Genomic DNA, 16,245 nt, shown 5'->3' with positions numbered 1-16,245 from the left:
CCAAGCAAGAACAAAAGATTTGAGATGTTAAATTAAAAATAGCAATTTGCTTCCTTATGTGAGATATTCATTCCAGAATGATACACTCCCAAAAACAACAAAAGCCCACTCCGTTTCCGAAGTGGACTTAAGCAAACCAAATGAAGGTAACCACTACCTATCACATTATTTTCATAGAGAAGCTTCCGCCAATCTCCTTTTATCCAAATCGGTTTTCATTACTACACAAGTTTCATGATCGATGGTATAGAAATACAAGAGAATGGCACAAGACATGTATAAAATTCCTGGAATTACTGAAATCATCAACTTAATGCCTGTAATTGCGGTTTCTGTTTGTTCTACATTGGGTGCAAATTCGAAAATTGCCAATAACCAACCTGCCAATGCTCCACCTATTCCCCAACCAGCTTTTTGTGCAAAAGTGGCTGCAGAAAATACCAATCCGGTTGATCTTCTTCCTGTTTTCCACTCCGAATAATCAGCTGTATCGGCAAGCATGGTCCATAGTAATGGAACGGCAGGTGCGTATGCCATTTTTGCCAAAATATTAAAGGCATATATCATTGCAGTATTCTCTGCATTGGGAATGTATAGGCAGATGAAGAAAAATCCGGAAAGTAATGAACTAGCCAAAAACACATTACGTTTTCCGAATCGTTTTGCCAATGGTTTAGAAAAAGGAATCGCCACAATTAAAGCAATAGTTCCAATTACATTAAACAACTGAACATTTTCTTCATTTCCTATGTAATATTTAAAGTAGTAAGCAATGGATAAATTTTGCATTGCAAACATGATAAACGAAATAATACCCACAAAAAACAGAATTACCCAGGGCTTGTTTTTAAATAGGTTTTTGAAATCTTCTTTTAAATTCTCCTTTTGTTTTTTGGGTGGTTGCACACGTTCTTTTGTGGTTTTAAAAGTAATCATGAACAAGGCAAAACTGATGATCGAAAATAGAATTAAAGTGTACTGATATCCTTTTGCATTGTCACCTCCACCAAAATACAAAGCCAAACTTAGAGCCGTTCCCGAGACAATAAACTGCCCAATAAAAGCAAATATAAATCGGTATGAGTTTAAGCCTGCACGTTCATAAGAATCAGATGTCATAACGGCTCCTAAAGAGGAATATGGGAGGTTTATAGCTGTAAAAACAGACATCAACAAGATGTATGTAACTCCTGCGTAGATCACCTTACCTGTCGCTCCTAAATCGGGTGTTGTAAAAGTAAGAACAGCCAGCACGCTATACGGTAAAGCCATCCATAAAATATAAGGTCGAAACTTTCCCCATCGAGTTTTGGTACGGTCGGCAATAATACCCATAATTGGATCACTAATCATATCCCAAAAACGAGCAATTAACATGATGGTTCCTGCTGCAGCTGCTGAAATTCCAAATGTATCGGTATAAAATATCAGAATCCAAAAGCCTACCATATCCCATACAAAATGAGAAGCTGTATCTCCTAGACTGTAACCTACTTTTTCTTTTAAGGATAATTTTGACTCAATCTTACTCATGTTCTATTTGTTATATTAAGGGTATACTTAATTTTGTTTTCTTGTGATATTACTCAACTCCTCCTATGAAAGACAGGACTTTACTTGCCGCCAAACTTCCCTCTAGCATAGCTTTTTTCACATCTTTCGATGTAAACCATTCAATCATAAATGCTGCTTGATATGCATCACCACACCCAGTAGTATCAATAATTTTATCTACATGGATAGCTTCCTGACGAAAAATTGAATCTTTATAGAATGCCACACTTCCCTCGCTTCCTATAGTAGCCACAATCATCTTACCTGATTTAAATGCCAACTTTTTCAAACTATCAAACCTATTTTCATTGGCACTTAAAAATACAATATCAATATGCTCAATTCGTTTTTCAATGAATTCAATGCTATGGTAATCCAGAAAATCAATTACCACAAGCTGGTTTTGGGTTCTTCTCTCCACTAGCGAATCTAAATTAGGATCGCCTGCAGGCATTGCAATAATGTCCCTATTTTCCATATACAACCAATCTTCTTCAGACAAACGAAATTTATCAAAAGCACCTCCATTCCAACTATTCTCCTTAAAATAACGATCTCCTTGCTCATTAATGTAAATTCGATTGGAAGCTGTGGGAACATTTAAGCGATACAATCTGGATCGGTCAATATTATTTTTATCTAAATGTTGTTCGATAAGATCTCCATACCAATCTTCACCAACTGCACCCATTACCGATATATCAGTTATATTAGAAAGTTTGCATTGGGTTGCGAAATTCAGGGAATTTCCTCCAACATATACTTTTTCTAATTCCGGAAAAAAATCTACACAACAGGAACTTAGAGCTGTTATTTTCATTTTCTTTAATTTAAGTGCTATAAATCCTTTCTATATAATTCTAATTGCGGTGTTGGATATTAATACTTAGTATTGAATACTTTTCTTTAATTAATAACCTTCTCCATTTAAATCTATATCATTATCTCCTACAATACAGGTATTAGGATAAACCATAACGTAAGGATCCCTCCAAGGATTTTTATTTGTTCCAATAGTACTTTTTCCATTAATAAATTTATTCTGGATTTGTTTGCAATCGAATCTCTCATAAAATCCCGGCACATTAGTTTGAAATATTGAACAAGAAAATTGTCCATTGTCTACATATCTGAATGCATTCTCCACCAGACTATATCCAATATCTTTACCTCGGTATTCTGGTTTAACACAAACTCCAGCCAAGGCCAATATTTCCTTTCTCTCAGAATCAACAATAATTTCCCGATTAAATATTTCGGTATGGCCAATCAACTCTTCTCCTTTAAAATACAAGAGAACCTTATTAAATGAACTTAAATTCTTACGTGAATAATCCTGAATCATTTTTTCAGTATCAACGAAACCCACTTGTGGAGGCCAAATGGAGGTAAGTAATTCTAAAATTTTACGAATCTCAGATAAGGATAATTCAAGTCTGTCTTTTATATGTATTTTCATCTCTTTAATTACTCCCCATTAACTTTTATAGAAATCTATTACTATTCAACTTCATAAACGGCATAGGCTCGAGACCATTCGATGGTCTTTCCGGGTTCCACGCTTAAATCGAAAAACAACTCCGGACTTATCACATGTTTCCATCCCCATAGGTTTACTTTGTTTGTTTTAAAGCTTCCTGTTTCCCTTATTCCAATCTTGCTCTTCGTATTGATTAACTCCCAACTTGCATCAACCATTTTATTACCTGTAAGATTTCCATAAAAGAATTGTTCTTCAGGCGTGCTATTGAAAGTAATTTTCTCCTTTTCAACCAATACTTTTCCTTCTGGATTTAGTGCTGCATCAAATAATTCCGCATTGAGATCGAATGGAAATTTTAATATGTAATCACTTCCCATTAACTCTTTATTGATGGCTAAAAAATTGTGACAGTATTCATTGGTTGTAATGGTTTTTACTCCTGTATTTCGTAGGCTGTATCGAATTATAAAACTACTTTCCAGTAGTTCTGTTTCTTTTCTCAGAACATAGGAATAACCATTCATACTTTTTGATTCACATTCTACAATTAGCTTATTCTTTTCTGTTGTCACCTTAAAATTGGCTGGTAGAATTTCATAATTCTTGCTAAAAGCGTAATTCTTTCCCTCCTTTTTTAAGGATCCTATCCCGATTTTAGGAAAATACTCACCCTCTTTTATATCATCAAAACCAATGGGCATTTCAATACCAAACTCATTGTAAAAACCTTTGCCATAAATATTCTCTTTATCTCCACTTATTTTTTCTTGAGTGGAAACAGGAATGCCTTTAAATTTTACGGCTGCGATTTTACCCGTCCAATCGAATCTTGAAAACTGATAATTCTTTAAGGGAAAATCAATACAAATTTCAAGATTATTATTTTTAAGAATGTGTTCCATATTTGCGTCTTTTCTTTGCTGAGCTGAACTATTAAAGGCAAAAATGATCAGTAAAATCAATAGTATATTTTTCATTCTTTGGAATTTGAAAAACTAATTTGACTTCGATAAATTGGTGTACTTCTCTTTGACGATCTGAAAAGCCTTTTTCTTGTTCCGATCTATATCTACAATTCCCCAATACTCTTCATTAGGAGCTCCATCGTAAGGAACGCCACTGCTATTTGGAGCCCATCCACCTGTATCTAAAACGTCATTATTACCTGCTTTCCACAATTCATCTACAAAAGCAAAAAGAGTTACACCCGAACAAATTTCCTGATTTCGAAATGTGGCATCTAAAATATTAGTTGTAGCATCGGCTTGAGCCAACTCGTTTGCGCCTTTGCTGTAACCACTTTTTTCGATGGTCATATAACTGTCTGCGCCAGCCTCCGATAAATACATCGGCTTATCACTTACAGCAGCCCACTGTGAAAATATCTCTTCCGGATTGTCCCAGCGATACACATTCATTCCCCAAACATCAATATTAGGGCACATGCTTAAAGCCAAAGCATCTGGCAATTCTCCATGTGCTGTTGTAACAGGATGTAATGGATCTTGCTCATGAATTAGTTTTGCCGCATTATTCATAGCTGTGTACCAATTTTTCATATCTCCCTGAAACCACTCTGGATGATAATTGTATTCATTGCCCAATTCCCACATCAAAATTGCCTCGTGGTTCTTGAATGCATTTACGTAATCGATAAAAGTTCCGGATAGAATATCATTCTCTCCTCCCTGATTGTAGCCAAAGCCAATGATCACTTTCAAACCAGATTCATGTATTTTATCAAGAACAGAAAGCTCTGTAATTGGTTCATACACACGAATCGTATTGATTCCTGCCTCTTTCATTAAAGCCAAATCTTCCTTCAAATTATCAAAACTTCTTTGATCGCTCCCTTTTGGCACAGGATGATAACATATCCCCCTAATTGTATAAACAGAATCGTTTACTAAAATATCCCGTCCATTAATAGAAATGGCATCTGTATTAGCTTGTTTACATGAAATGAGCAGTATACTCAGCGTAAAAATCAACACAATATTTTTAATCATGGAAAGGATATTAGTTTGTTTCTAATTACAATAACTTAAGCTGGAACAATCACAGTTTGAATTGCTTGTGCATTAATCTGAAATTTAACCGAACGATCGCCTAATGAAATTTCTAAATTCTTTGTTTTCTCATTCATATTTAAAATCACAATAGCTATGGTACCATCAGGATTTTTTGCTGCTGTCATCATTACATCTTTATCAGATATCTTAAAACCAATACGAACAGCGTCAGGACGAATGTACTTGCTAAAATGAGCTAAAGTGTAGTACATTGGCGTAAAATACACCTCATCTTTTTCAGGGTCGACAATAACAGGAGCCAAACACCAGTTATTTGCCCAGTTTGGTCCGCCTTTAGTATCCAATACCATATTCCAGTCAATCCAAGCTTGTACGTAATTGTTTAAGCAGCCAATAATATCTCTTGCATAACGATATACTGGTACATATTTAGGGTGTAAATGTTTTTGATCATCCGGAGCCCAATCAAAGCCCCAATCAGTTGCCTCTTTTTTCCAGTACCAGGCATCATCATTCCAATGAGGAACTTCTGCATCAACGCAAGCTTCAGACTGAATCATCAGTTTATTTGGTGCCTTTTTGAAAGTATATTGCAAAACTTCAGGCATATAATCGTATGTACTGGCATACCAATGAATTGCCATACCATCAAAATATTTAGATGATTCCTCATCCTTGTACATGATATCAGCCCATTCTTCCAATTCATCCCTGTTTTGATCATATCCCAAAATCTTAACATCATGACCATCTTCCTTTAGTTTTGGTCCCATGTGTTTGCTCACAAATTCTACCATTTCCTCAGGAGAAAAATGCATACTTTCCCAATTGTTTCCATTTCCCAATGGCTCATTTTCTACAGTCAGTCCCCAAATATCAATTCCTTCTTTTTTGTACTCCTGAATGTATTTTGAGAAAAATAGTGCCCAAGTATCATAGTATTCTGGCAACAATTTTCCACCTACATACTTGTTGTTATCTTTCATCCAGGGTGATGCTGTCCATGGAGATGAAAGTATTTTAAAGCCATCCTTAGATGCTTCCATAGCCTCTTTTATCATTGGAATGATATCATCACGATCTTCATCGATAGAAAAGTGTTTTAATTCTTTATCCCCTTCAACCGGAGCGTAAGAATAATTGCTAAGCGAGAAGTCACAAGAGTTAATATGTGTTCGGGTTAGTGAGTATTTTGCGCCCTCTTCAGCGAAATAGGCATCCAAGATCAATTTCCTATTTTCTTTACTCATTTGATTCAACAAATAAGCCGATGACTCGGTAAATGAACCTCCAAAACCTATGATTTCCTGATATTTTTCCTCAGGTAATATTTGAATGCTTACAAACTCATCTCCTGATTCAAATTCTGTTATTTTTGTTAATTTATTACCACTTGCAGATGTTTCGTAAACATCAACCAACAAGTTTTTTTCTTTTGTATTACAAGCCATAACAACAAGACTTAAAAGAATACCGATAATGTATTTTGATTTCATAATTTTCAATTAAAAAGTTCTTTAATGTTTTACTCTTCCTCTTTTTGCGATTAAGGCTTCACGAATTTCCAGTGCTCTACTTTCAGTGATATCATATTTCCATACTAGTAGAATAGCCATTAATGCAGTTACTATAGGAATTACGATATCTGCAATTCTCAAATTGGTTAATGTTTCAACACTTTGCTGATCTACAGATTCGTTAAAACCAACCATTTGCAACACAATTCCACTAGTAAGCAATGCCAAAGCGGTTCCTAACTTCACCATCCACCAGTAAACGGCTCCAAACATTCCCTCTCTTCTTTCTCCATTGTTCAATTCATCTAAATCGCAAACATCGGCTGTCATCGACATCATTAATGTGAATAAACCACCAATACCGAACGACAAAAATGGAATTGGCATGAACATTAACCATGGATTAGCAGGATTGAAGCCCCACCATTTTAATGCATATCCAACAATGGAAACAAAAGTTGCTATTACAAAAGCATTTTTCTTACCCACTCTTTCTGACAATTTTGTTACAATAGGAATAACAAGAAAGGCTGTAGCCATTGCACTTATTGTTCCAAACCATGCTGGCCAGGAACCTGCAGCAACTTTATCGCCCTGAAATAAATAATAAACAATAATGAACATCGCAAATTGCGCGATGGTTTGAAAACCATTAAATATGAAAAAAGTAGAACCACAAAGTTTCATAAACTGCTTATTTTTAATAGTCAGCTTAATTCCTCTAACAAATTCTTTAGCATTCACGGCCAAATCCTTCATACTTAAATCAGCCATTTTACTCTTATCAGGAACAATCATCTCTTTGTTGAAAATGGCTGGTAAAATTCCAAGCACCATACAAATTCCTCCTACCCAAATCGCTAAAATTCTTGCTCCTTCGGGAGCCGATGCAAAAATTGATGGATCATATATGATCACCCAAAACCAAGGAGCAATCATCCAGGCAACCTGCCCCATCCATTGAGATACTGCCATCAAACGGGTACGCTCATTGTAATCGGAAGTCATTTCGTAACCCAAACCAATTAAAGGAGTGGCAAAAATGGTATAACCGATGTAGAAAAATACAGAAACAATTAGGAAGTAGACGAAATTATAGGTTTGAGAATCTTCTGGGTTTAGTTGCCACATTACCATAAAGGCAACACCAGTTATAGCACTTCCCAATAAAATATATGGCTTTCTTCTTCCCCACTTCGATTTGGTATTATCCGAAATGAATCCCATAATTGGATCTGTTAATGCATCTAAGAATCGTGGAAGAGCTCCTAAAATACCCGCCAAAACTGGATTCATATTTAAGGACATCACCAACACAACCATAAACACACCCAGAGCAGCAGGAAACAACTGATTTGCCAAATGTCCCGATCCAAATGCTAGTTTTTGCCCAAACGGGACAATGTCTTCCTTTGCCGTTTTATAATGTGTCATAGTTTTAAGATTTGAGATGTTATAGTTATGATTCTAGAGTTCTGGAAATAGATTTTGCATTACCTTTTTTGGTTTTCTGTCCACTGTAAATAATCCCCAATGCTTTTCAGCTCCGAGAGGATTAGCGGTTTCCCCTTTCCAATCCTCATCAAAAGCTTCGAAAAAGAAAGTGGTTATATTCATTGCTTTCGTCCATTTCATCAATTCATGGTAATATTTCTCTTGCTTTTCTTCATTAGCTCTATCACCAAATTCAGATGCTACAGTTGCCCATCCTGCTTCGGTAATTACAAGTTTGCTATCTGGTATTGCATTGCGCACTTTCTGAACATTTTCGATGGTATAAGACATTGCTTCATCAATATCCCTCCCTTCCCAAACCGGATAAACATGAATGGAAACAAAATCAACTGCCTTTGCCAATTTTTGACCTTTTAAAGCCCACCAATCGTAATTATCGGCAACTGTTACCGGTTGTTTGATAGCTGCCTGTACTTGTTTCACATAAGAGATAATAGTATCGGTATCCACTTTATGGTCGTTCCATTCCACCAAAGCCTCGTTACCCACATTCACAGCAAGCACTATTTCAGAATATTTATTCGCCAGTTGAATTCCTTTTTGGATTTCCTTGTGATTTAAATGTCTGTTTTCATCTAAAACATTCTGTGCAATTGGTTCTGTAAGCCAAGCACAGGTTTCGTGAGCACTTAATTCTGCCTTAAGCCAAATTCCTAGCATCACCTTGATATCTAATTTTTGTTCTTCAATAATCCTAAGAACAGCTTCGGAGTTTTCTCCACAATCATAAAGGCGAATCAAATTGAACAATGAATCTTTTGAAATGATTCGAAGATCTTCCAATATTTCCGCATCGCTCGGATTTATTGCGCCATTTCCTCTATCGGGATGCTGACCACTTCTAAATCCAGAGTAACAAACAGCTCTGGACATCCCATTTAGTAGGTCTTTCTCGTTTTGTTTAATTTCAATTTTATCAGATTTCTTCACAATTGTCTCTTCTCCTGATTTTTTATTTTCATTCTTACATGATACAAATACAACTGAAGCGATTGCTAAAAATGTAAGCAGTGTATGTTTAAGATTTGAGCTTTTCATGTTTCAAAAATTTAAGATTGAGTTATTACGCTATTAAATAATTCTTGAGTTACTTTCTTTGGTTTTCGATCAACCGTAAACAAACCCCAATGTTTTTCAGGCTCCAATGGTTCAGCCGATCCTTTCCATGGCTCATCAAAGGCTTCAAAAACAAAAGTGAGAATCTCCTCTTCCTTACTCCAGTTCACCAAATCGTTATAGTATATCTTCTGAAGATCCTGACTTACATTTCCAGGACAAATTCCTCGTCCATTTGAATTGGTTGCCCAACCAGCTTCAGTAATCACAACAGGTTTATGCGGATATCTGTCTGCAACACTGTAGTAGTTTTGCTTGGTGTATTCTAATGCTTCATGAATATTTTTATACTCCCAAACCGGATAGGTATGAATGGAAATAAAATCAACCTCTTCTACCAAGTCCTTTAGTTTATCCAGCCAAGGCACATAATTTTCACAGAATGTAACAGGTTGTCTGCAAGCCTTTTTAATAATTCGAACGTAATTAATCACATTTTCTACCGGCACATAATGATCTGTCCAGTGAACTGTAGCTTCATTTCCTGCTGATAATGAAAAAACAATCTCAGGATATCGATTTGCCAGAAGAATTAATTTTGATATTTCCTGTAGGTTATGTTCTTTGTTATCAAACAATTCTTCTTCGGAAAAAGAACCTCCCCAAGGACAACCGAAATTGTTCATTTCGGCACCAATATATGCTCCAAGCATTACCTTAAAATCAAAACCTTCTTTTTCTATTACCTCTAAAATGGTATCTGTTTGCTGATCGCAAGCATACAAACGAAGAAATTTCCAATGACCTTGAAGAATCGTTAAATCTTCTTTTATCTGATCGTAAGTAGGAAAAACTCCTGTATGCGGACTCTGTCCTTCTCTAAATCCTGAATAGCAAATGGCATTGTCAACCTGTATATTAATTTGATCTTCTAGTTTCATTAAATTTCAATTGGTTTCTAGCTTTTTCTTACTATCAATCGTAAGATTAATACTTCAACTTCTCATTCTTATCCCAAATTCCCCAATAAGCACCTACATCTCCTTCATCAGTAGTTTTCCATCCTTCGTCGAATGAAGAGAAATAGAAAATATCAATATCTTCTTCCTTTGACCATGATTGTGTTTGAATAAAATATTTCAATGCATTTTCTACTGATGGCTCTGCACCATGGAATGGTTCACCAACATTCGGCCATCCAGTTTCCGTAATGATTACTTTTTTCCCATTACCAGCTCGCAATGCTCTATTATACATATCTTTCATATAGAGATAGGAATGCTCAAGACTACAACCTTCCCAAAAAGGATAGCAATTCGCGAGGATTACATCGCATGCTTCAGTTATTCGAGGGCGATTTCCGAATTCATAATAAGCATCAACATAACCAACAGGAATGCCAGGAAGAGCTTCCTTTACCTTGTAGATGTAATCCAACAATTCATCTTCACTTAAATCCTCACGATATAATACTTCATTACCAACAGCCACGATATCTGCATGTCCGGCTTTTGCAACTTCAATTAGTCCTTCGATTTCTTTATCGTTAATACTCTTGTATTTTCCTAACCAAGCTCCAACCAAAGTTTTTAAACCATTCTCCTTAGCTATTTTCGGTATCAATTCGTTTCCTTCGGTACATGAAAATGATCGAATCCATTTGGTATGTGGATTAATTATTTCCATTCTTCGTCGAATTTGACCCTCACCAATCTGATCACCAGGCTCTTGCTCATCCATATATGGACTAAAACAGATTCCATGCATTCCACTATTCAGATACTGATAATATATAGATCTCAATTCATCTTCGCTTTTACCATTTAGGTCGACTCCTGCTAAAGACAAGAGATATTCACTTCGTACAGACATAGGTTTAATAGGTTAAAGTTTAAGCTAATCTGTATGAGATATCATTGCGGATAATCTCACACAGATATGGTTTATTTTATTTTTTTCTGATTGAATAATCGATTCTATCAATTTCTCCGTTTCTATTGAAGATCCTTGCACTGATTTCCTGATCAATTGCATTGGATTTTATCAGTTTTGTTTCTCCATTTTTAAACGAAATAGAGATTTGACTTTCATCGGAAACAGAATAAACTACAGGCACTTTACAAAAGGTAAAAGCCAATTGTCCCTTGCCTAATTTTATTTGTTGCTTATTGCCAAACACATCGAAGTATGCAAACTGATCTTCCTGATTAAGTAATTCAAGATCATTCAACAGGGATGTTGAAAAAACGATTTGTCCATTTTTTACATGAACGCCCAATTCTCCAATTCTTGAAATGAAATCCTCTTTCACCTGACCTGTCATACCTGGTTGCTGTGCACCAGCAGTTGATGGTGTATGTGAGTAGGCATCAGTTGGAAAAGCACCATACAATTCAGGAGATTTGTACAAGCCAATTCCTGCTTTAATCTCAAAATAATGATCCTTTATTTTTCCACGAGTAATCGGATTAGCTCCTTCTTCAATTGCATGGAAATAACTCTCTTGTGCAGCAAGTAATAGTTTAGAAACCATGTGCCAATAAATACTTCCTAAGCCTTCAAAACCATAAAAAGTACCCGATCGACCAGTAAAAGATTGATGATCGAACATCTCCTCGAAAATATCCAGCACCTTAGCTTTTTCTTTATCAACTAATGACTTATAATCAGCATTAGCAAGATTCTCTAAAGCATTCTTTAAAACTTCCGCATTTCTAAACGAACCATTAAAGTGATAGCCTCCAGCCTGATCAACTCCTAGAATTGTTGTGTCATTATTCTGAATTAGCTTTGTCAAAAGTTCAGATTCTTTAACTCGTACTTCAGGAATGTTATTTTTTTCTGTAAATCGAGGCAATTGTCTATCAGGATATAGAAAATAACTGTATTGATCTTGTCTGAACATCTGACTGCCTTTCAAGCTATTTAGCACAGACAAGCTCTCTTCAGCATTTAAAAGACCAGAACTTAATACAGCCACCTGTCCTTCAAGCATTTCGTACAAGTAACGAATCGATATATCTTGATTTGCAAATGAAATCAAATTGTAAGCATGGTAAAGACCGTCTTCACGCTTATTTACTCTTATCGACTGATCCATATAATCCAATGCCAGATCGACGAACTCTTTCAGCTCATTTACTCGAATGGTTCTTTTAACACCTGTGAATGATTCAGCGTAAATACCATTTCTGTATTTTGTACCAGCTTCTCCCAATACATCAGCAAAATGACGTCTATTTTTATCTGAAAAACCAGTTTCCAATAGTTGAACATTTTCTGCAAATAATGACTGGATACTCTCCAATAGTGTTACTACTTCCTCAGAAATGCTTATTTCATCAACAGAAATATTATTGAATTTCTCTGACCAAAATTGAAGGAATCTTCTTAGGTAACATAGTGTAACCATTGAAACACCATTTCCAACCAAAGCATTATTTGCATCATTCCATTCTGGTCGTTGAGTGTTCAACCAAATCCCTGCTTCAGGAATAAAATTGCTTAGCTTTGTTAAAAGTGTTACCAATATCTTTTCGGTAAGATTCACCTGATAAAGATTATCCCCTTTTCTCAACAACCTGGCATCAGCACCAATCTCACTCACCATACTTACAATCTGATCATTCAATTCATAATCAAATTCAATAGTATCCTGAGGATTTTTAATAATATCCTGGTAAGATTTAATTCTGTAAGGCACATTTGCATACACAAAATTCTCTTTTGTCAACAAATCGTTCAGTTTACCTGGATGAAATTCATTCGATAACTCAAGGAATTTTTGCAAATAGATAATCTGATGATCACCCCAATATCCGATATAAGCCCAAGGATCATGCGGATCGGGACATTCCCAATCGATTCCCTCTCGGGTTATTCTGTAGGGATTGTAACCATCAGCAGTTGAAGCATTCACAAACTTACTGATCATACCTTCCAAAAACTCAGGGTACGATAATGCCAGCGCTTCCCAATTTTGAAAAATATCACGCCAGTTTCCCTGATAATTTAATTTTGGCGAACCATCTTCATTTTTAGTTTCAATAGCAAACTGATTCCATGGACGACTTGGATCTCCATGTCTTCGACTGAAAGTTAAAGGAAGATACTCACTGCAAATTCTGATTAAATCAGCATGATTGGTTTGCTTGGCAAGATCACTCAATTCCGTATAAGAGATATGCACAGGTAACTTCTCAATCCATTGTTCAAATTCCTTAGCCAATGGTTTGTTGGTTTGCTGAACAAACAACTTAAAATCAACAACATCAATAAGGTAATTATCATTAAAAATTCCACCGCGCATCACATTGAACAGGGTATTTGAAAAATGACGAGCATAGCTTAAATCATCATTTCCCATTTGCAAACCATCAGCATCAGCAACAATCTTAATCAGATTTTTAGTCCCTAATTCAATATCTTCTTTTAAGGCTGAAGCAATATGCTTTTCTGTTTTAATGAATTCATTCAAATTGGCAACAGCAACACTGTCCTGATTCAACTCAATTACAAACATCCACTCTTTGGATTCACCCTTTGCCAGATTCAACTCTTTATGCAAAAGATATGCACCTTTAGCAGCTCTTACATCAATCTCAGTTGAAAGATTCTGTCCCTCTTTAAACTTATTAACTTGTTTGGTTGATAGTAAAATCTTACTTCCATTTAATCCATAAGACCAAACGGTTGTTGCATTTAAAGATTCACTTGGTTCAGCTCTATCCACAGGAATTGAACTTAGCATGTACAAACCCAATCCAGATTCTTCCAATAATTCACTTTTCTTATATGCATCAAGTAAATTGCTGTATTCGTTCTGAAAATCATAATCTACACCACTTGGTAGAATGTTTTCCAATCCATCAAGAATTTCGAACTTTACCGATTCCTCTCCAAAATTGCTTACCTGAGATGTTTTTACAAAACCATACTTCTCCGTATTGCTCCATGAGTATTGAAAACTCATCCCCAAATCGAAATTGACCTCTTCAAAAATTATCTTGTTACCATAGATACTTTTGTACAGGTTTCTTTCAATCTTATATATTTTTCTTAGTCCGTTCGAGAATGGCTTCCACAACAATGTTTTATCTCCTTTCTCAACCAACATTATGGTTTTACTACCAGTTTTATCACGAAAATCGTGAATTTTGTCAACTGTATAATATGGAAACAATGCATTGTTTCTATCCTTTCTTCCTGCAGATAAAGATCCATTGCTCGATATGAACATCCAGTGATCCGAATCACTAACTATACTCATAAAGAAGTCTGACATTTGATCAGAATTGCTGATCTTGTAAAACTTTTCATTATGTAGTTCTACGAACTTCCCCTCAACTTCAGCCTCGCTGCAATTCAAATTCGTGTCTCCCAAATAAATGTTTTTCTTCTTCATTTTAATCTTAATTGATTCTACTTCAATTATTTCTTTTAAAAATTCTGATTGTACCATAAAATCCTAATTGAATTTCATTTGATACTATATTTAGATTATTCCTTTACCAGAATAAGTTCTAATTCTTCTAAAGATTTTCCTTTGGTTTCCGGTAACATGAAAATGACAAACACAAGTCCTAATGCTCCAAAAATTCCATATATTAAAAATGTTGTTGCGTTACCAAAATTCAACTGTTCCCAAGGGAAAACCAGTTGAACCAGAAAACTAATTCCTGAATTAATTAAACCAACAAATGATATTGCTAAACCCCGAATTTGATTCGGAAAAAGTTCTGAAAACAAAACCCACATAACGGGTCCAATGGAAATTGCAAAAGATGCTACAAAACCAAGAATACCAACCAAAACCATCCATGGATTAATACTAATTGCTTTCGAAATGAAATCTGATTGGTGTTCTTTAAATGCTTTTGACCCTATTGAATTTTCCAATGCTTTATTAAATTCTAAATCACTTTGGAAGACTATATTTTTCATTGCTTCCAAGTCATTCGTATTTGCAAATGCTATGCATTCCTGAATGCTTTTTTCACTTAACCGGTAAGTGGCTCTTCCAAATCCTGTTGAGAGAATAAACATTGAGATGGCTATTCCTGTTAAGCCAAAAATTAGAAGAGGCTTTCTGCCAATTCGATCGACTAACCAAATGGCGAAGAGAGTAAATACTAAATTTATTACACCAACTAATATTGCTTGAGAAAATGAAGCATCGGTGCCGATACCTGTTTGTTCAAAAATCATTGGTGCATAAAAAAATACAGAATTGATTCCCGTTATTTGCTGAGTAATTGCAATTACAACTCCAATAATAAGAACCAATTTTAAAGAGGGTTTGAATAATTCTTTAATTGAAATCTTTTCATCCTTTTGAGATGAATTTATACTTTGAGAGATAGATTTTAACTGAAGTTTTGCCTCATCATTACCTAATGATTTACTCATTACCTCAAGAGCCTCATCATCCATTCCATTCATTGCCAGCCAACGCGGACTGCGCGGCACAAAAAACAAAAGAATAAAGTAAAGTATTGCCGGAATGGCTTCTAAGCCAAGCATCCATCGCCAATTGTATGCTTTAAACTGTAATAAATTGATCCATTCAGCGTTTGATTTTCCCAGCTGCAAAATCAAATAATTGGTGAAAAATGCAATGGAAATACCTAAAACAATATTCAGCTGGTTAAAAGAAACCATGGTGCCTCTTAATTTGGCTGGGGAAATTTCAGCAATGTAAATTGGTGCGATAATCAAGGATGCACCAACACCAAATCCACCAATCATTCTTGCTATGACCAAAAACCAAAAACTTGGTGCAATTGCCGATCCAATAGCGGATATAAAATAAAGTGCAGCTGCGTATTTTAAAATGGTTCTTCTTCCGAATTTATCACTCAATGGTCCAGCCAATAACATTGCCAGGGTTGCGGTAAGAGTTAAGCAGCTAACTGCCCATCCTAATTGAATTTTCGTTAAATTAAATTGCGGTTCGATAAACTTCACAACACCTGATATTACAGATGCATCGAAACCCATAAGGAAACCACCTAAGGCAACAATTAAAGATACAAAGACACTATATTTTAGGTTCATCGAATGATTTTTTTGGAAGTAATTTAAGCAG

General features: G+C 35.5%; 12 protein-coding genes. All 12 read right to left on the bottom strand.

Features of this window, described 5'->3' with window-relative positions:
- Nucleotides 1-171: 171 nt before the first annotated feature.
- The 12 genes from GCQ56_RS06730 to GCQ56_RS06675 all read right to left on the bottom strand — a co-directional run bounded on the left by GCQ56_RS06730 (nt 172) and on the right by GCQ56_RS06675 (nt 16,214).
- Nucleotides 172-1,533, bottom strand: coding sequence for an MFS transporter (locus tag GCQ56_RS06730; protein WP_152733650.1), 1,362 nt, complete (start codon nt 1,531-1,533; stop codon nt 172-174).
- 49 nt (nt 1,534-1,582) lie between these two features.
- Nucleotides 1,583-2,374 carry a PfkB family carbohydrate kinase gene (locus GCQ56_RS06725; RefSeq protein ID WP_152733649.1) on the bottom strand — a complete coding sequence of 264 codons (792 nt, stop codon included), beginning with the start codon at nt 2,372-2,374 and terminating at the stop codon, nt 1,583-1,585.
- Nucleotides 2,375-2,464: 90 nt separating this feature from the next.
- Nucleotides 2,465-3,013: a GNAT family N-acetyltransferase gene (locus GCQ56_RS06720; RefSeq protein ID WP_152733648.1), complete on the bottom strand. Its 549-nt coding sequence runs from the start codon at nt 3,011-3,013 to the stop codon at nt 2,465-2,467.
- Between the two features lie 41 nt (nt 3,014-3,054).
- Nucleotides 3,055-4,014: a hypothetical protein gene (locus GCQ56_RS06715; RefSeq protein ID WP_227006018.1), complete on the bottom strand. Its 960-nt coding sequence runs from the start codon at nt 4,012-4,014 to the stop codon at nt 3,055-3,057.
- Between the two features lie 18 nt (nt 4,015-4,032).
- The gene (locus GCQ56_RS06710) at nt 4,033-5,046 is read right to left on the bottom strand and encodes a glycoside hydrolase family 2 TIM barrel-domain containing protein (protein WP_152733647.1); all 1,014 of its coding nucleotides are present in this window, start codon (nt 5,044-5,046) and stop codon (nt 4,033-4,035) included.
- A gap of 35 nt (nt 5,047-5,081) precedes the next feature.
- Complete coding sequence (locus GCQ56_RS06705; RefSeq protein ID WP_152733646.1) at nt 5,082-6,566, bottom strand: glycoside hydrolase family 30 beta sandwich domain-containing protein; 1,485 nt, start codon at nt 6,564-6,566, stop codon at nt 5,082-5,084.
- Between the two features lie 21 nt (nt 6,567-6,587).
- Nucleotides 6,588-8,021, bottom strand: coding sequence for an MFS transporter (locus tag GCQ56_RS06700; protein ID WP_152733645.1), 1,434 nt, complete (start codon nt 8,019-8,021; stop codon nt 6,588-6,590).
- Nucleotides 8,022-8,054: 33 nt separating this feature from the next.
- Entirely contained in the window at nt 8,055-9,140 is a 1,086-nt protein-coding gene (locus GCQ56_RS06695; protein ID WP_152733644.1) for a glycosyl hydrolase family 17 protein, read from the bottom strand.
- Between the two features lie 11 nt (nt 9,141-9,151).
- Nucleotides 9,152-10,099, bottom strand: coding sequence for a glycosyl hydrolase (locus GCQ56_RS06690; RefSeq protein WP_152733643.1), 948 nt, complete (start codon nt 10,097-10,099; stop codon nt 9,152-9,154).
- 46 nt (nt 10,100-10,145) lie between these two features.
- Nucleotides 10,146-11,030 (bottom strand): glycosyl hydrolase family 17 protein, encoded by an 885-nt coding sequence (locus GCQ56_RS06685; RefSeq protein ID WP_152733642.1) that lies wholly within the window; start codon nt 11,028-11,030, stop codon nt 10,146-10,148.
- 76 nt (nt 11,031-11,106) lie between these two features.
- Nucleotides 11,107-14,619: a hypothetical protein gene (locus tag GCQ56_RS06680; RefSeq protein WP_227006017.1), complete on the bottom strand. Its 3,513-nt coding sequence runs from the start codon at nt 14,617-14,619 to the stop codon at nt 11,107-11,109.
- 38 nt (nt 14,620-14,657) lie between these two features.
- On the bottom strand, nt 14,658-16,214 hold the full coding sequence (locus GCQ56_RS06675; RefSeq protein ID WP_152733641.1) for a sugar porter family MFS transporter: 1,557 nt from the start codon (nt 16,212-16,214) through the stop codon (nt 14,658-14,660).
- Nucleotides 16,215-16,245: the final 31 nt, after the last annotated feature.

Origin of the sequence: Marinifilum sp. N1E240 (genome assembly GCF_009295825.1) — a bacterium.
Taxonomy (GTDB): domain Bacteria; phylum Bacteroidota; class Bacteroidia; order Bacteroidales; family Marinifilaceae; genus Marinifilum_A; species Marinifilum_A sediminis.
Note: the sequence above shows the minus strand (reverse complement) of the source record. Positions and strands in the feature narration are given on the sequence as shown.